The following is a 16,343-nucleotide window of genomic DNA, read 5'->3' as shown; positions in this document are numbered from 1 at the left end:
CCGTCCTCCGGACGTGTGCATTCCATTGCAGCCATCAGGTCTGTGCCTGAGGTTGAACTTGTTTGATCGGAGTTTTGAGGCTGGAGCGGACGCAGACGAGTTAATCGTTGTTAATTGTCCGTGGCACAGAGCGGTGATTTGGGCATTGCAGTGTGTAAAAACGGAAGTTACGCCACAGCGTTTCGAGTGTTGAGGGCAATCTGCACGTTGCACTGGCGCCAGAACCTGAGGAATATGTCCGCAAACTGCGGATTAGAAGGCTTGCGTGCAACTGACGCCCTGATCCGCCCTGCCCTTCACGGATGCTTCACAAGCCTGGGGCAGGATGACAAGAATTTCGCAGGAGTGAGCTGTTGAGTCTTTCCCCGAATCAGGCCATCGGTTTCGGCCCCTATCGGATTCATCCTGGACAACGGTTGGTGCTTGAGGGCGACCAGCCGTTGCGCCTGGGCCGACGCGCCATGGACATTCTGCTGATCCTGCTGGCGCATGCCGGCGAAGTCGTGAGCAAGCAGCAATTGATCGCCGGAGTCTGGCCGGACAGCGTCGTGGAAGACATCAACCTGCGGGTGCACATGGCGGCCCTGCGCAAAGCACTCGGCGATGGTCAGGCTGGCCAGCGATATATCGTCACCGTGGCACAGCGCGGCTACAGTTTTGTCGCACCGCTCGTGCGGCAATTGATCGAACAACCCACCTGCGCCGAGACCGGCACGCGGCATAACCTGCCGCTGCGCCGCACGCGAATGATCGGCCGGCAGCCGCTGGTCGACAGCCTGATCAGGCAGTTGCCGCGCCAGCGCTGCATCACGCTGGTCGGCCCCGGCGGTATCGGTAAAACCACCGTGGCCCTGCGCGTTGCCGAACAGATGATCGGCCACTATCGGGACGGTATTCGGCTGCTGGATCTGTCGCCCATCAACGACGCGCGAATGATCTGCTCGCACCTCGCCGCCCTGCTTGATGTTCTACTGCATGACAACGAGCCGCTGACCAGTCTGGTCAACGCCCTGCGCGAGCGCCAGATGCTGCTGGTGATCGACAATTGCGAACACCTGATTGATGCCGTGGCGCTGATCGGCGAAAGCATTTTGCGCGGCGCGCCGCAGGTGCACATACTGGCCACCAGCCGCGAGAGCCTGCGTGCCGAAGGCGAATATGTACAGCGCCTTGAATCCCTTGATTACCCGCCACCGATTGCCGTGCTTGATCGAGCACAGGCGTTGAGTTTTTCTGCACTGCAACTGTTTGCCGAACGCGCGTTGGCGGCTCACGAGGGCTTTGAACTCAGTGACGCCGAGTTGCCCGATGCCATTGAAATCTGCCGTCGTCTGGACGGGATTCCGCTGGCGCTGGAGCTGGCGGCGGCACAGGTTGGTGAGCTCGGCCTGCACGGTTTGCTCAGTCAGCTACAAGGCCGCTTGCCGGCATTGGCCGCCGGCAATCAGAGCAGCGTGGAGCGTCATCTCACTCTGCGTGCCACGCTGGACTGGAGCTTCAACCTGCTCACCGATTGCGAACAGACCTGCCTGCGTCGACTCGGCGTGTTTCGTGGCGGTTTCACCCTGGAGTCTGCCGCCGCCGTGATCGGTGGTCAGCACATCAAGCCCGACGAAGTGTTTGGCTCGATCACGCAACTGGTCGCCAAGTCGTTGCTCAACGTCGAAGTCGGTGATGAAGAGGTGTTCTACCGGCTACTCGATACCACGCGCCGTTATGCCCTGGAAAAGCTCGACCAGTGCGCCGAACTCGCCGAAACCCGCGAACGCCACGCTGAACGCTGCCTGGCCCTTATGTATCAGGGGCAGACCGATTGGGAAAACACCTCAACCGCTCTCTGGATCGAGCGTTATGCACGCGGTCTGGAAGACTTGCGCGCGGCGCTGGACTGGAGCCTGAACGGTGTCGGCCCCAATGATGTAGGCATTTATCTGGCCGCGACCTCGGCGCCGCTGTGGCAAGAGCTGTCGCTGCTCAAGGAATACGGCGGTTACGTGCGTCAGGCGCTGGCCCTGCTCGAAAACGCTGATGAGGCTTGCCCTCGGGTGAAAATCGCGTTGAAGCTGGCGCTCGGCAGCGCCTGCTACCACACCTGGGGCGGCACCCCGGAAACCATCGCGGCCTTCGTCGACGCCCACGCGCTGGCGCAGGAACTTGACGATGTAGCCGGGCAACTGCGCGCGGTGTCCGGGCACATGGCGGTCAACCTCAGTTGTGGTCACTATCGACTGGCGCTGGAACAGAGCGAACAGTTTGATCGACTCGGCCTGCACGGTGATCCGCTGCTGTCGCTGAGCACGCATCGCCTGCGGGTGTTGGCGCTGCATTACGCCGGCGATCAGCCGCAGGCGCGCCTGCATGCCGAGCAGGTGATTCAGCGCATGGCGCAAAGCGGTAATCTCAACCGTTTCACCCATGGCTTCGGCGTGCAGTACGACCAAAGCGTCGCCTCACTGACGGTGCTTGCGCGGGTGTTATGGCTGCAAGGTTTCCCTGACCAGGCCTGGCGTACGGCCCGGCAGGCGCTGGACATCGCCGTGCAAATCAACCACGGCACCTCGATTTGCTACACCCTGGCGTTAGCCAGTTGCCTGATCGCGCATTACAACGGCGATCAGCAAAACGCCCGCGCGCTGTTGCATCTGTTGCTGGAGCAGGCACAGAAGCATTCGGTACTGCTGTTCTATCGATGGGCACGGCACTACGCGCTGGTCATCGACGCCGATACCGCCGCGCCGATGCCAAGCGATGACAGCGGCCTGATCAGGGAAATCATGGTGACGCTGGACAGTGGTTTTGTTGATGATGCATTGCTTGAAAGGGCACAAAGCGGTGCAGCAGGCTGGAGCACGGCAGAAATTTTGCGCGCTCGGGCGGATCGGTTGTTGACTGACCAATCGGGTTGCCCGGACACGAAAAACACCCGGCAAGCAGAAGAAGTATTGCGCCAAGCGCTCTCGATCGCCCAAACCCAAGGCGCTCTGGCCTGGGAATTGCGCAGCGCCACTTCGCTGGCCCAACTGTGGCAACGGCAAAACCGCCACCGCGAAGCGCTGGATCTACTGAACCCGATCTATCAACGCTTCACCGAAGGCTACGCGACCCCGGACTTGCGCAAGGTGCGCGTGTTACTCGACGAGTTGGGCGGTCAACTGCGAACCTGAAGCCAAACGACTGCGACTGCGACTGACGTGGCGTGCATGCCGTCGCTCGTAGTCGTTGGATTCACCACTGCGCTCCAGTTGCTCGCGGGCATAACGACGGGTCGTGTTGAGCATGCGATAGCGCAACCCGGCACTGCCCCGCTCCACCGTCAGCAAGGACTTCTGCGCCAACCGCTCAATGATCAAGGCCAGCGTCGACGGTGGTAATTGCGCGCAACTGACCACCCCCATCGCAGCATCAATGGCAAACGCCATTTTGAACACTGACAGGCGTTGCAGCACTCGTTGTTCCTGATCGCTCAGGTGCTGATAACTCCAGTCCAGCGCAGCTTTCAAGGTTTGATGACGGGGCACGGCCGTACGCCGGCCATGACTGAGCAGTTGCAGACAGTTGTCGAGCTGTGACTGCAACCCGACCATCGCCAACGCATCGATGTGCGCCGCCGCCAGTTCAATCGCCAACGGCAGCCCGTCGAGTCGTTGACAGATGTCACGCACGGCAGGGAGATCCTGTTCGCGCAGGATAAAACCCTGCTGTCGGGCACGGGCTCGACTGACAAACAACTGCACTGCCGAGCAGCCCATGGTCTCCTCGACACTGCTCAACGCCGAGGATTTTGGAATGACCAGCGGCGGCAGGATCTGCACCGTCTCCAGACTGGCCTGCAATGCTTCACGACTGGTGGCGAGAATCGACAGCCTTGGCGCGACCTCCAATAAACGTTCAACCAAAGCCTTGCAGGCTTCGCGCAGGTGCTCGCAGTTGTCCAGCACCAACAACGTGTGGCGGGCAGACAGCGTGACAAGATCGGTTTCGAGGGTTTGCAACAAATGATCGAGCAGTGGCGTGGCGTCGTTGACTACCGCCAGATCCACCAGCCATACCCCGTCACGAAAGTGCTGTAACAGCAATTCCGCAGCGCGCAACGCCACCGTGGTTTTACCGACACCCGCAGGCCCCGTCACGGTCATCAACCGGCACAGCGGCAATTGCCGCACCATCGCGCCCACTACTGAGTCGCGACCGGTGACCGGCGTGAGCCGCACAGGCAAGTTGTGTTGCGGTACGTGGAGGTTTTCCAGGGCCACTTGCGCGGTACTGTCGCCGTGCACTGGAGCAACGAAACAGTAGCCGCATTGCGGCACGTTGACGATGTAGCGTTGGCCGTTTTCACCATCACCGAGGGCCCGTCGCAGGGCAGCGATGTGTACGCGAAGATTGATCTCCTCAACCACCGACGTGGGCCAGACCAGCGCAATCAGCTCTTCCTTTCTGACCGCTCGGCCTGCGCGCTCGACCAGCACCTGCAGAATGTCCAGCGCACGCCCGCCCATGCGCAGTGGCCGATCCCCTTCGAGGATCAGCCGTTGGCGCAGATGAAAGGCGTAAGGGCCGAAATACAGCACCGATACCGGGTTCAAATCGTTGAGGCTGTTCATGCCAACTATCTTGGCAGCCTGCGATGACGGCACAACCTCCGTACAGGGCGCATCACGGACATCCGGGTGCGCGTAACGGACAAAACCGCTCTAGCTGAACTGTTCGCGGTACTGCACAGGGGTGAGGCCGAGTTTTTCAGCAAACAACAGGCGCATGTGCCGCACACTGCCAAAACCGCTCTTGTAGGCCACGGTTTTTAAAGGCAAATCAGTGGTTTCCAGCAGATTTCGTGCGCAGTCGATGCGTGCACTTTGCAGGAACTCCATCGGTGTCATATTGATGTCGCGTGTAAAAATCCGCGCAAAGTGCCGCGCACTCATGTTGGCCAACCCAGCCATGCGCTCGACGCTGAAAGCTTCGTCGAGGTGCTCCAGCACGTAATTCTGTACTCGGGTGACCGGTGTTTCCAGAGGGGCGACCGCTGCCATCAAAGGGCTGAATTGCGCCTGTCCGCCCTGACGCTTCATCACGACCAGCAACACTTTCGCAACGTCTTGGGCCAGCTTCTTGCCGTGATCCTGGGCGACCAGCGCCAACGCCATGTCGATACCGGCCGTGACGCCGCCAGAGGTGATCAGATTGCGATCCTCGATGAAAATCTGATCGGTTGCGACGCTAGCCTTAGGGAATGCCTTGATCAGGCGTTCGGTGTAGTTCCAGTGGGTAGTCACCCGATAGCCGTCGAGCAACCCCGCATGTCCGAGCACGAAGGCGCCAGTGCAGATCGAACCGTATCGCTCGGCACAGGGTACGGCCGCTTTCAGCCAGGCAAGCAGCGCCGGGTGTCTTTCGTTGTAAGCCCCCGGCCCTCCCGGCACCAGCAGCAAGTCGTAGCGCTCAGGGGCTTCTTCTATATGCCGGTCGGTGTGTACCAGCACACCATTGGATGCCCGTAACGGGCCGCGCTCGGTGCCAAGGGTGGTCAATTGATAGTGCAACTCCGGTTTCAAATAGCGATTGGCCACCGAAAACACCTCCAGCGGCCCAGCCATATCGAGCAGAAGAAAGTCGGGGAACAACACCATTGCCACGGTTTTCATGGGGTAAACATCACTGATAAAGAAGGGTAAACGGACAAGACAGGCTGAGCATTATGGCCAACTACGGCGCAGTCGTCGGAAAAAATACGTGATCGACTGCACACAACTGTCAACCAAAACGGGACAGTATTTCAATTTCCATCTACTTATTGCCTTGAAGAGTAAACAGTAACCTTCTCCTCACTCGGACGAATTCACGTCCCCCCAGGAGATTTCATCATGCTGACTCTTCGCAAAGCCTCCGATCGTGGCCTCGCCAATCATGGCTGGTTGAAGTCGTTCCACACCTTTTCCTTTGCCAGCTACCGCGATCCGCGTGAACAGGGTTTTTCCGACCTGCTGGTCATCAACGATGACCGCGTTGCCGCTGGTAAAGGTTTCGGCCAACACCCGCATCGCGACATGGAGATCTTTTCCTACGTGCTTGAAGGTGCGCTGGAACATAAAGACACCTTGGGCACCGGCTCGGTGATCCGCCCCGGCGACGTACAACTGATGAGCGCCGGCAGCGGCGTGGCACACAGTGAGTTCAACCATTCGGCCACCAAGCCTGTGCACTTCCTGCAAATCTGGATTGTGCCGGAGGTCGGCGGTGCCAAACCGCGCTACCAGCAGGAGCACTTCAGCGCGCAGAAAAAACGCGGTCGTCTGCAATTGATCATCTCGCCGGACGGTAGCGATGGTTCGCTGACAGTGCGCCAGGATGCGCGAGTCTATGCCGGGCTGTTCGACGGCAAAGAGAGTGCCACTCTGGAGCTGCCGGCCAACCGTTACGCCTACGTGCATGTGGCACGCGGTAGCGTTGAACTCAACGGCCAGTTGTTGCAGGAAGGTGACGGCGTGCGGGTTCGCGAGGAACAGGCGCTGACCTTGAGCAATGGCGTGGATGCCGAGGTATTGGTGTTTGATCTGCGGCCTCAGGAGTTGCCGCAAATGCCATGAGTCAGGATTTCAACGCCCACAAGAACGGCCTTCATTTGAAGGCCGTTTTTTATTGTGGCGTGCTCGGTAATGGCGATACGGCAGGTTTGGGCGGATGGGTGTCCTTACCTGCTTGAACCGCCGACAAAGTCGTTTGAATCGCTACATAGACGTTGGCTCGATTGGCGTAGTAAGTCGCCACGACGATGCCGACGATTCCAAGGAAATACACAGCGGTTGAGGCCCGATAATTCGCCTTGATGGTCGAGGTCTGTCTGACCGCCTCTTTTGACTCCAGAGCGATTTGCTGCACATTGGCAGAAATGGAGTTGTAGCGGTCGAGCAGGGCCTTGTCTCGTTCGGTCTGAACATCCAGAAATCTCTCGATTTTCGCCGACACGGATTCGACCCGCGCATCCATCCTTGCCTCAATGGTCTCGATCCTGGCGTTGAATTCTTCACGGCTGATAGCGTTCATGGCTTGTGTGTTACGACCTTTGCTCAATGTGTCGGTGCTTTGATATTGCTCGAATTCGCTGGCCCTCAATCCGATCCCCTTCCTTGGGTTACCGATACCTTCCCTGATGCATCACTCACAACCCGACTGCTGGCGCTGTGTGCTGCATCAACAATAGGGCTGGCGTCCCAAGCCCACAAGCCGGCAGATTCTGCTGTGGATGTAGGGCGTTTCGTCAGTCGACGTAGCTTCTCCAAAGCGCTTTAAGCCGTCACTCATTCTCCAGTGCAAATGCCTCGACAATCTGTTCAATCACCGCCCTGACCCGCGCGGTGTGGCGCAAGTCCGCGTGGGTCACCAGCCACACCTCATACGGTTGCGGGCGATTGCGCTCCGGCCAGAGCCTGACCAGGCCGTCACGCTCGCCCATATACACCGGAATTTCCCCTACGCCCAGACCCGCCGCAATCGAGCGGCGCACCAACAGACTGGAGCTCAGGCTGGCGACAATCCGCCCGCGATGCAGTGGCTCGGAAACCAACGTCATGTCTTTGTTCGTCTGCAAATACGGCTGGTAGACCACCAGGTCATGGCCTTCGAACGCCGCGCCCTGCGGTGGGATGCCCTTGGCATCGATGTACGCCTGTGACGCGAACAATCCCACTGGCCAGCGCGCAATCCGCCGCGCGATCAGATCGGGATTGTCTGGTCGGGTGTTGCGCACGGCGATGTCCGCCTCGCGCTTGGCCAGGCTGAGGATCTGCGTGGAGGCATCCAGTTGCACGCGCACGTCAGGGTGTTGCTCGTGCAGACGGGCAATGGCCGGGATCAGGAAGTCGATGGCCAGCGAATCGGTGGTGCTGACACGCACGATACCGGTCAGGCGATCATCCAGACCCTGAATCTGCCGTTCCAGCTCCAGCGCTGAATGTTCCATTTTCTCAACGCTTTTGAACGCTGCTTCGCCGACCGCCGTCAGCGCATAACCGTCGGACGTGCGCAGGAACAACGTCGCGCTCAGGGACTTTTCCAGCGCCGTGATCCGTCGCCCGACGGTGGCCTGATCCACGCCCAGTACCCGCGCCGCGCCGCGTAATGTCGACTCCCGACATACCGCGAGAAAGACCCGTGCATCATCCCAATTCATCCTGTCCCCACTCGATGCAAATCTGCATCACTAGAAAACCAAATCGCTGCATTAACGCAGCAAAGATAGCCGATATGCTAAGCGCCATAAACCTTCCTCAGGATTGCTGTCATGCGTACATCAACCTCAGCGTTACCGATCTTCGCGGGACTCTGCGCCAGCCTGGTCAGCATTGGCCTGGCGCGTTTTGCCTACACACCGCTGATTCCCTCGCTGATTCAGGCGCAGTGGTTTTCCGCCAACGATGTCGTCTACCTCGGCGCGGCCAATCTGGTCGGCTACCTGATCGGCGCCCTGCTCGGCCGACCGATAGCGCGGCAACTCGGCAATAAAAACGCCCTGCGGCTCATGATGCTGCTGGTCACCGCAGCGTTTTTTGCCTGTGCGTTTCCGATATCAGTCAGTTGGTTCTTTGGCTGGCGCTTGCTCTCGGGGATTACGGGTGGCGCGATCATGGTGCTGGTGGCAGCGACCGTACTGCCTCATGTGCCAGCGTCCCGCAAAGGGCTGGCCAGTGGAGCGATTTTTCTGGGCATCGGTCTGGGGATTGCCGGTTCCGGGACAATCGTGCCGCCGCTGTTGAGCCTTGGCCTGCAAGCCACCTGGTTGGGGCTGGGCGGATTGTCGTTTTTGCTGACGGCACTGAGCTGGTTTGGCTGGCCCTCTGATCTACCGCACCCGACTGCGACCCACGAGGTTGCGGCAGTTGAACCAACACCGAACGCCGTCTATTTGCTGTTCGCCCAATATGCGTTTATGGCCGCAGGTTTGGTGCCGGCCATGGTGTTCCTGGTGGATTACGTGGCTCGCGGACTAGGTGCCGGCGCGCATATCGGCGCGCTGGTGTGGGTCATGTATGGCCTGGGTGCAATCGTAGGGCCGGTGAGTTATGGCTTTCTGGCGGATCGGCTTGGCGCGCGGATGGGCATTCGGCTGGTATTGGTGGTGCAGGCGATTGCGCTGGGGCTGTTGGCGATTTCCCAATCCTTTATGGCGCTGGCCGTGCTGGCGGTAATCATCGGCTCATTCCCACCCGGCATCGTGCCATTGGCCTTGGCCCGCGTGCATGAACTGGTGCCGGATCATCATCGCCAGCAAATCGCCTGGAGCCGCGCCACCGTTTCGTTTGCCACGTTTCAGGCGCTGGCCGGGTTTGCCTATTCGGCGTTATTCAATGCCACGGGCGGCCATCATGCATTGCTGTTCGTGATCGCCGCCGGCGCGATTGCAGTGGCGCTTTTGCTGGAGCAGGCCCTGAAATGGCTGCCCTCTTCGACTGAACAACGCTGCTGCGCAAATTGAAGGGAATCATTGCCTGCGGGCCGTGCTCCGATCTACAGAACCTCTAGCAACAGGAATCGACATGTCTTTACCCAACGAAATGACCCGAATCGAAATCACTGAACCCGGCGGCCCTGATGTCCTGCAAGCCAAACGCGTGCCGCTACCCGTGGCCGCAGCAGGTGAAGTGCTGATACGCGTACACGCCGCTGGCATCAACCGCCCGGACGCCTTGCAGCGTGCCGGCAAATATCCGATGAAGCCCGGCATGAACCCGATTCCCGGTCTGGAAGTCGCGGGTGAAGTGGTCGCGCTCGGTCCCGGCGTCAGCCAGTTTGCTGTGGGCGACAAGGTTTGTGCGCTGACCAATGGCGGCGGGTATGCCGAATATTGCACAGTCCCGGCGGGTCAGACTTTGCCAATTCCCGATGGCCTCGACTGGGTGCACGCCGCCGCGATCCCGGAAACCTTCTTTACCGTATGGGCCAATCTGTTCGGCCTCGGCGGCGCCAGCCGTGGGCAACGTGTATTGATTCACGGCGGCACCAGCGGTATTGGCACCACCGCGCTGATGCTCTGCCGCGAATTTGGCATCGAAGCCTTCGCCACCGCCGGCAGCCCTGAAAAATGTGCGGCGATCCGTGAGCTGGGTGGCGAGGCGATCAACTATCGCGATCAAAAATTTATTGAAGTCATCGCCGAGAAAACCGCTGGCCAGGGTGTGAATGTGATCCTCGACATCATGGGCGGCTCGTACCTCAACGATAACGTCAGCGCCCTGGCGATGGACGGGCGGTTGGTGATGCTCGGTTTTCTGGGCGGCGCCAAGGCCAACGACGTGGATCTGCTGGCAATCCTCGGCAAGCGCGCCGTGGTCACCGGTTCGCTGCTGCGTGCGCGAACCGCTGCAGAGAAGGCCGCCATCGCCGATGCCCTGCGCGAGCACGTTTGGCCAGCACTGAACGCCGGACGCTGCCTCCCGATGATCGACAAGATTTACTCACTCACCGACGCGGCGCAGGCCCATGCGCACATGGAAGCCGGCGACCATATCGGCAAGATTGTGCTGCGGGTCGATTGAACCGCTGCAGCATTTTGTAATCGTTGCACATGCACGATGGTCGAAATTATCGCGCGCAGGCCGAGGCATCTGGTAAAAAGCGTTCTTTGTCTGCGCCGTGGTGAAACGTTTAATGTTCCTTTCCTTCATGACTCGTCTGCGCCGTCGCCGCTTGGCGTTTGCCTGCATGGCCGCTTTGATTATCGGCGTGCCGACGAGTTGTGCCGTGCTGGAACATACCGAACGCAAACTGCTGTTTCGCATCGAACCGGGCACGGCCGGCTGGTATCGCGGCCTGCCCGGCAGCGTGCAGGAACTCGATCTGCAACCGAAGAGCTTCGAGGCCGGGCAAAACATTCATGCCTGGTGGTGGCCGGCGGAAAAAGCCAATGCCCCGGCGATTCTCTATCTGCATGGCGTGCGCTGGAACCTCACCGGGCAGTTGTTCCGCATCGAGCAATTGCGCGCGGCGGGCTACTCGGTGCTGGCCATCGATTACCGGGGGTTCGGCAAGAGCAAGGGTGATCTGCCGTCGGAAAGCAGCGTTTACGAAGATGCCCGCGTGGCTTGGGAGCGTTTCAAACTGCTGCAACCGGATCCGCGAAAACGCCTGATTTACGGTCACTCCCTCGGGGGCGCTGTGGCGATCGATCTGGCGGCCGAACTCGGTCAGGACGCCGCCCGCAATCACTCGCCACTACCGGTGCGCGGTCTGGTGATCGAGTCGACGTTCACGTCGCTGGCGGATGTCGCTGCCGCCGTGGCCAACACCTCGCTACCGGTGCGCTGGCTGCTGTCGCAGAAATTCGATTCCATCGACAAGATCGCCGATATTCATATGCCGCTGCTGGTGGTGCATGGTCTGGCAGATGCTTTTGTGCCGTCGCGCTTCAGTGAGCAACTGTTCAACGCCGCGCAACAACCCAAGCGCCTGCTGCTGGTACCGGGCGCCACGCACAACAACAGCATGGCGTTGGGTGGGCAGAATTATCGCAAGGCAATCGATGCGTTGATGCAGACCAAACCTGCTCCGCGGATTGCCGGGCCAGCGACACTGCGCCGCGCACGGGACTCCTAGCGATAGCCGCGGGCTTGCAAATCGAACAGTTGGGCGTAATGCCCTGCAACGGCGATCAGATCTTCGTGGCCGCCCTGCTCGAGTATCCGCCCCTGCTCCAGAACAATGATGTGGTCAGCATTGCGCACACTGGAAAAGCGGTGCGAGATCAGCAAGGTCATGCGCCCTTCAGTGTGTTGGCTGAAATGCTCGAACACTGCCGCCTCTGCTGCCGGGTCAAGGGCTGACGTCGGTTCATCGAGGATCAGGACGTCGGCATCACGCCGCATATAGGCCCTGGACAAGGCAATCTTCTGCCATTGCCCGCCAGACAACTCCTGACCACCGGCGAACCAGCGTCCCAGTTGTGTCGCGTAACCCCGATCCAGTTCTTCGATAAAGGGTGCCGCCATGCCTTCGGCAGCGGCCTCCTTCCAGCGCTGTTCATCGTTGAACGCCAGCGTGTCGCCGACGCCGATGTTTTCACCGACGCTGAACTGATAGCGGATGTAATCCTGGAAAATCACGCCAATGCGCTGCCGTAATGTGGTTTCCTCCCAATCCTGCAAATCGCTGCCATCAAGCAGAATCCGTCCTTGATCGGGCCGGTAGAGCCGAGTCAGCAACTTGATCAGGGTAGTTTTGCCGGAGCCGTTCTCCCCGACCAGCGCCATGCTTTTACCCGGCACCAGACGCAGGTCAATGCCTTGCAGCGCCGCACGACTCGCACCGGGGTAGCGGAAACCGACGTTTTCGAAACGTAACCCGTCGCCCGGCCGCGCGCCGGCAGTCAGGTGACCGCTATCGGCGAGAACCGGCTCGGCCAGGTATTCATAAAGGCTCGTCAGGTACAGGCCATCTTCGTACAAACCACTGATTGCGCTCAGACTGCTACTGACTGCACTTTGCCCCTGTTTGAACAGCACCAGGTACATGGTCATCTGGCCCAGGCTGATATTGCCATGCACCGCATCGATCACCACCCAGGCGTACGCCATGTAGAACGCCGCAGTGCCCAGCAAGCCAAGACCGAACCCCCAACTATCGCGACGTAATGTCAGTCGCCGGTCTTCGGCATAAAGTTTGGCGAAGGTGTCGCGATAGCGTTGCAACAGCAGCGGAGCGAAACCGAAGAGCTTGACCTCTTTGATGTAGGCCTCGTGGGACAGCAGGGTTTCGATGTAACTCTGCTGGCGACTCTCCGGCGCGCGACGGGTGAACAGCCGAAAGGCATCACCGGAAAAATGCGCCTCGGCGAAGAACACCGGCAACGCACCGATCACCAGCAGCACCAATGCCCACGGGGAAAAATGCACCAGCAGCACACCGAAGCTGATCAGCATGATCAGGTTCTGGATCAGCCCCAGCGACTTCATGACCAATGCCAGTGGCCGTGTCGAGGCTTCGCGGCGCACGCGCACCAGTTTGTCGTAGAACTCGGAGTTCTCGAACTGCACCAATGACAGGGTCTGAGCTTTCTCCAGAATCAACGTGTTGACCTTCTGCCCCAACTGCACCCGCAACAACGACTGCTGCACCGACAACGCCCGTTGTGTAGCGGACAGCAACGCCAGCACACCCGCCTCCAGCAGCACATAACGCAACACCGGCCATAACGGCGCATCACCCTGCTGCGCATGCAACTGCATGGCTGCGACCACTGCATCGACAATCCGCTGCCCCAACCATGCCGCGAGTGCCGGCAGCACACCCGCAATCAATGTCGCCAGCACCAAGCCCAGAAACAAACCGCGCGACGTCCCCCAAACCAATCGCAAGGCGCGTTGCGCTTGGTCGAGCAACGAAGTGACGCGGGAAAATGCAGGCATAGGACATTAAGCTCGGCAAGTGAATAGAGCGCGACATGGTACTCCGCTGCTCCTGCTACGACGTCTTCAAGGCATTAAAAAGCCCAACCTGAAAAGGTTGGGCTGTTGACTTGATTGCACTTAATCAAAGGCACCATTGAGCACTTCGTAGATGAGCCCCGTGGCGAGGGCGACCAAAATCAAATCCGTACCCACCTGCTGCCATTCGTAGCCGTCATAGTGTGGGAGATGGCCGAGCAGTCGATTGTCGAGTTTTTTCGCGATACCGGGCGGTAAAGGTTTACCGCGAGCCAGGTTCTTCTGGATGCCCGGAGGCAGCGCCGGGCCGGGGCTCCAGTAGTCGCGATAGCCGCCGATCACGCCGATCACATTGCCGCGGTCGACGGATGGGCCATGACCCCAGTCGTCATGGCCAGCATTTTTGCCTTTGTTCCCTTGGCCCTGGCCCTGACCCTGACCCTGACCCTGACCCTGACCCTGGGAATTGTGGGGATTGCCTTTACCGTTGCCCTGCCCTTTACCATTACCGGGATCGGCCAGCGCCACCACCGGGCCGGCGGCCAAAACGAGCGACATCAAGCCTGCAACCCATCGAGTTGATCTGAACATATCCGTACTCTCAGACAGTGGGATCATCCACTGAACTGTAGACCGCAATTCGCCAATTGGTTCTGGTTGTCGAGTAGTCCCCGTCTATCGCTGGGCCAGTTCATGTCGCACGCACTGCTCGTAGTAGGTCTGCTTGACCGCCGCCGGTTTAAGCTTTGAGCTGCTGTTGTAGGTCTGTTCGGTAATCCCCATTGCAGTCATGCGCATCCACGGTTGTTGGAATTTACGCACCTGCAATTGTTTACGCGCGCCATACAAAGACATCCCTGAGAGCTTGGATCGCTGCGCGCCTGCGGCGATATCCGAGCCCCAGGTACAGGCAAAACGATGGCTTTTGCTTAACTCTTTTGCCTGTACTCCCGAGGCAAAGACAGCCAGGGAAAGCGTTGCAACGGTTATGACAATCGTCCGCATATAGCCAACCTAACCTTTTGAAAAAAGGCGAGTTTGACGATGAAAGGACAACTCGGGGGCCAGCAATTTGCCGCTTTTTGGCAATATCTGGCGACAACTCATCAAGCCAAAGGCTCAGCCAAATGGCGCGGGTTGCAAACCGTTAATTACTACCACTCGTCCATCGCCGAGCACCTTTTCCCGACTCACAATTCCAATGCAGTACACACCATCGCGTGGAAGGTCTGCATGATGAACAAGAAAATTATGGCGGTATCGTTTGCCAGTCTGTTGCTCATTGGGCCGGCATACGCATTGGCTACAGAGAAAACCAGCGCTGACTCTGCCGCACCACCGAATGCCCTGCCGGGCGTCAATCAATCGAAAAGCACGCGCGCCAATGATGAGAGGGCGAACAAAAAGGGAGAGGAGTCTTCAGGGGGAAATGCGGGTGCGCAAGCCCATGAAACGGAAAAAGATGCGGCGACGTCGAGTGACTCGGAAGATATCGAGAAAAAGCCCAATCAGTAATGACTAAAACAGCATGACTGATATCGGGTCTTTCCCCAATAGCGGCTAGCGAAGGTTGGTGCGATGGCAATATGATGCCTTCACTGGAATCCCATGAAGGGTAACCAGAGGAAAAATCTATTCAAGGAATGCACATGAAAGACTTCGTTATCAGCGTCAACAACACCGTTCTCTACATTGCACTGGCAGTCATCTGGATTGCTGCACTTGTCATGCTAAGCCAGAGTTTTCTCGCAGCCATCAGCACCTTCGTTGTCGGTACGTTGAGCTGGTGCATCATCTCTGGTTTCTGGTTCGTTCAATCCGCGACCTACGAAGAGCTTCGCAAGCTAAACGCAAAAAACAGCTGATTTATCGAGAACGCTCGACTGCGCGGCACCGACGGAGAAATATCGGGCAACCGCAATCCATTTACACAGCCCCGTCTTGATAAATACCAAATTCGAACAAGTCCCGAAAAACTGACACGCATGAAAAAGGCCAATGCGGTGAACATTGGCCTAAGTCATTGAATTATATGGTCGGGAACTCGCACCCTAGCACTCCATGCTGGTAACTATAGCCACCCAAGCAATTGTTTTATAAGGATAAAAGCCATTTTTAGGGTGGCAAAACATCCGCTTTTTTTGTGCTTATGCAAACGGTAAACCGTGGCTTTCAGGAGAGGTTTTGCGCAATCTAGGCATGGCAAGCGCCATTCCCATTAGCTTGCTCATAGTGCGATTTCTGGCATATCCGTCCCCTAATCAGCAGTGAGCAAAAATCCCCGGGGCAACCATATTTGAAAACGTTTATCGCGTCCTTTCTCGTTTGAAACCAACGCAGGCAGAATTCCAAAGCGGGTGGGCCACGCTGGATGTCACGTATTCGTTGCAGGAAAAAAATAGGATCCTTATTGAAATTGACGGTAAGGAACTAGAACGGTCAGAGCCATTACACCCTCATGATCTGCAGCTAATCGGGGAGCTAATTCAGATCTATAACTATGTTGAGTTCAACCTAAGACGATGCATTGAGCTGTTCACTCACGCTGGAATGATCGTAAAAACCGATAAAACGCCCCCGTTAGTGCACCTTTCTTCTGTCGCCATGAAGGGAATCTCCCAAACAGAAGATGGTGAAATTTGGGCTGAGCATTTTGCGGAAATAGAACTTCATCGGGACGTGCGAAACCAGCTCGCCCATTGGGCTGCACGCCACATATCGGGAGAAAGTGCACTGCTCATTCTGTCGATGAATTCCGCAGAATCTAAAAAACGGACGGCGAAGATTTCGGCTTGGAGCCACTCCCAAACTTATGAAGCAGGAATCAGCCGCATCCTGAAATCGGTCCCCATAACTAGTTAAGGTGGAGGATATGGCCTGTCCATTATTCACTCTTAACGCTTGAAATAGTGGCCTATAGCCGGTATT

15 protein-coding genes are annotated in these 16,343 nt (G+C 58.3%); 8 read left to right on the top strand and 7 right to left on the bottom strand.

All coding sequences use genetic code 11. The features are described 5' to 3' along the window. The first annotated feature begins 353 nt into the window (after positions 1-353). Positions 354-3,164, top strand: coding sequence for a winged helix-turn-helix domain-containing protein (locus PSH79_RS10180; RefSeq protein WP_305442438.1), 2,811 nt, complete (start codon positions 354-356; stop codon positions 3,162-3,164). Here the strand turns inward: PSH79_RS10180 and PSH79_RS10175 are convergent. Further along, positions 3,129-4,604 (bottom strand): winged helix-turn-helix domain-containing protein, encoded by a 1,476-nt coding sequence (locus tag PSH79_RS10175; RefSeq protein ID WP_305442437.1) that lies wholly within the window; start codon positions 4,602-4,604, stop codon positions 3,129-3,131. The genes PSH79_RS10180 and PSH79_RS10175 overlap by 36 nt on opposite strands. 90 nt (positions 4,605-4,694) lie before the next feature. After that, positions 4,695-5,645, bottom strand: coding sequence for a GlxA family transcriptional regulator (locus PSH79_RS10170; RefSeq protein WP_305442436.1), 951 nt, complete (start codon positions 5,643-5,645; stop codon positions 4,695-4,697). Between the two features lie 219 nt (positions 5,646-5,864). Here PSH79_RS10170 and PSH79_RS10165 point away from each other — a divergent pair, with 219 nt between their 5' ends. Continuing rightward, positions 5,865-6,587, top strand: a complete 723-nt coding sequence (locus PSH79_RS10165; protein ID WP_305442435.1) for a pirin family protein — start codon at positions 5,865-5,867, stop codon at positions 6,585-6,587. 49 nt (positions 6,588-6,636) lie between these two features. Here the strand turns inward: PSH79_RS10165 and PSH79_RS10160 are convergent, their stop codons facing one another. Beyond that, entirely contained in the window at positions 6,637-7,113 is a 477-nt protein-coding gene (locus PSH79_RS10160) for a hypothetical protein (RefSeq protein WP_305442434.1), read from the bottom strand. A 181-nt stretch (positions 7,114-7,294) separates the two neighbouring features. Beyond that, positions 7,295-8,170 (bottom strand): LysR family transcriptional regulator, encoded by an 876-nt coding sequence (locus PSH79_RS10155; RefSeq protein ID WP_305442433.1) that lies wholly within the window; start codon positions 8,168-8,170, stop codon positions 7,295-7,297. A gap of 111 nt (positions 8,171-8,281) precedes the next feature. Here PSH79_RS10155 and PSH79_RS10150 point away from each other — a divergent pair, with 111 nt between their 5' ends. The 3 genes from PSH79_RS10150 to PSH79_RS10140 all read left to right on the top strand — a co-directional run bounded on the left by PSH79_RS10150 (position 8,282) and on the right by PSH79_RS10140 (position 11,589). Continuing rightward, positions 8,282-9,472 carry a YbfB/YjiJ family MFS transporter gene (locus PSH79_RS10150; RefSeq protein ID WP_305442432.1) on the top strand — a complete coding sequence of 397 codons (1,191 nt, stop codon included), beginning with the start codon at positions 8,282-8,284 and terminating at the stop codon, positions 9,470-9,472. A 61-nt stretch (positions 9,473-9,533) separates the two neighbouring features. After that, complete coding sequence (locus tag PSH79_RS10145; RefSeq protein ID WP_305442431.1) at positions 9,534-10,532, top strand: NAD(P)H-quinone oxidoreductase; 999 nt, start codon at positions 9,534-9,536, stop codon at positions 10,530-10,532. Positions 10,533-10,644: 112 nt separating this feature from the next. Then, entirely contained in the window at positions 10,645-11,589 is a 945-nt protein-coding gene (locus tag PSH79_RS10140; protein WP_305442430.1) for an alpha/beta hydrolase, read from the top strand. Here PSH79_RS10140 and PSH79_RS10135 read toward each other — a convergent pair. The 3 genes from PSH79_RS10135 to PSH79_RS10125 form a co-directional block, all read right to left on the bottom strand. Continuing rightward, positions 11,586-13,397, bottom strand: a complete 1,812-nt coding sequence (locus tag PSH79_RS10135; RefSeq protein WP_305442429.1) for an ABC transporter ATP-binding protein — start codon at positions 13,395-13,397, stop codon at positions 11,586-11,588. The genes PSH79_RS10140 and PSH79_RS10135 overlap by 4 nt on opposite strands. Positions 13,398-13,517: 120 nt before the next feature. Beyond that, the gene (locus tag PSH79_RS10130; RefSeq protein ID WP_305442428.1) at positions 13,518-14,006 is read right to left on the bottom strand and encodes an anti-virulence regulator CigR family protein; all 489 of its coding nucleotides are present in this window, start codon (positions 14,004-14,006) and stop codon (positions 13,518-13,520) included. Positions 14,007-14,090: 84 nt separating this feature from the next. Beyond that, positions 14,091-14,420, bottom strand: a complete 330-nt coding sequence (locus tag PSH79_RS10125; RefSeq protein ID WP_305442427.1) for a hypothetical protein — start codon at positions 14,418-14,420, stop codon at positions 14,091-14,093. A 39-nt stretch (positions 14,421-14,459) separates the two neighbouring features. Between PSH79_RS10125 and PSH79_RS28135 the strand changes: the two genes are divergently transcribed. From PSH79_RS28135 to PSH79_RS10110, 3 genes are all read left to right on the top strand, one after another. Continuing rightward, on the top strand, positions 14,460-14,930 hold the full coding sequence (locus PSH79_RS28135; protein ID WP_370872617.1) for a hypothetical protein: 471 nt from the start codon (positions 14,460-14,462) through the stop codon (positions 14,928-14,930). 134 nt (positions 14,931-15,064) lie between these two features. After that, the gene (locus tag PSH79_RS10115; RefSeq protein ID WP_305442426.1) at positions 15,065-15,280 is read left to right on the top strand and encodes a hypothetical protein; all 216 of its coding nucleotides are present in this window, start codon (positions 15,065-15,067) and stop codon (positions 15,278-15,280) included. Positions 15,281-15,740: 460 nt separating this feature from the next. After that, complete coding sequence (locus tag PSH79_RS10110) at positions 15,741-16,277, top strand: hypothetical protein (protein WP_305442425.1); 537 nt, start codon at positions 15,741-15,743, stop codon at positions 16,275-16,277. Positions 16,278-16,343: the final 66 nt, after the last annotated feature.

It is taken from the genome of Pseudomonas sp. FP2196 (genome assembly GCF_030687715.1).
Taxonomy (GTDB): domain Bacteria; phylum Pseudomonadota; class Gammaproteobacteria; order Pseudomonadales; family Pseudomonadaceae; genus Aquipseudomonas.
This window is presented reverse-complemented; position numbering and strand designations above follow the sequence as displayed.

What these genes read in the sequence shown, in the direction of transcription:
- PSH79_RS10175 (WP_305442437.1), bottom strand. Translation starts at nt 4,604, where the DNA reads ATGAACAGCCTCAACGATTTGAACCCGGTATCGGTGCTGTATTTCGGC.
- PSH79_RS10170 (WP_305442436.1), bottom strand. Translation starts at nt 5,645, where the DNA reads ATGAAAACCGTGGCAATGGTGTTGTTCCCCGACTTTCTTCTGCTCGAT.
- PSH79_RS10165 (WP_305442435.1), top strand. Translation starts at nt 5,865, where the DNA reads ATGCTGACTCTTCGCAAAGCCTCCGATCGTGGCCTCGCCAATCATGGC.
- PSH79_RS10155 (WP_305442433.1), bottom strand. Translation starts at nt 8,170, where the DNA reads ATGAATTGGGATGATGCACGGGTCTTTCTCGCGGTATGTCGGGAGTCG.
- PSH79_RS10150 (WP_305442432.1), top strand. Translation starts at nt 8,282, where the DNA reads ATGCGTACATCAACCTCAGCGTTACCGATCTTCGCGGGACTCTGCGCC.
- PSH79_RS10145 (WP_305442431.1), top strand. Translation starts at nt 9,534, where the DNA reads ATGTCTTTACCCAACGAAATGACCCGAATCGAAATCACTGAACCCGGC.
- PSH79_RS10140 (WP_305442430.1), top strand. Translation starts at nt 10,645, where the DNA reads ATGTTCCTTTCCTTCATGACTCGTCTGCGCCGTCGCCGCTTGGCGTTT.
- PSH79_RS10135 (WP_305442429.1), bottom strand. Translation starts at nt 13,397, where the DNA reads ATGCCTGCATTTTCCCGCGTCACTTCGTTGCTCGACCAAGCGCAACGC.
- PSH79_RS10130 (WP_305442428.1), bottom strand. Translation starts at nt 14,006, where the DNA reads ATGTTCAGATCAACTCGATGGGTTGCAGGCTTGATGTCGCTCGTTTTG.
- PSH79_RS10125 (WP_305442427.1), bottom strand. Translation starts at nt 14,420, where the DNA reads ATGCGGACGATTGTCATAACCGTTGCAACGCTTTCCCTGGCTGTCTTT.
- PSH79_RS28135 (WP_370872617.1), top strand. Translation starts at nt 14,460, where the DNA reads ATGAAAGGACAACTCGGGGGCCAGCAATTTGCCGCTTTTTGGCAATAT.
- PSH79_RS10115 (WP_305442426.1), top strand. Translation starts at nt 15,065, where the DNA reads ATGAAAGACTTCGTTATCAGCGTCAACAACACCGTTCTCTACATTGCA.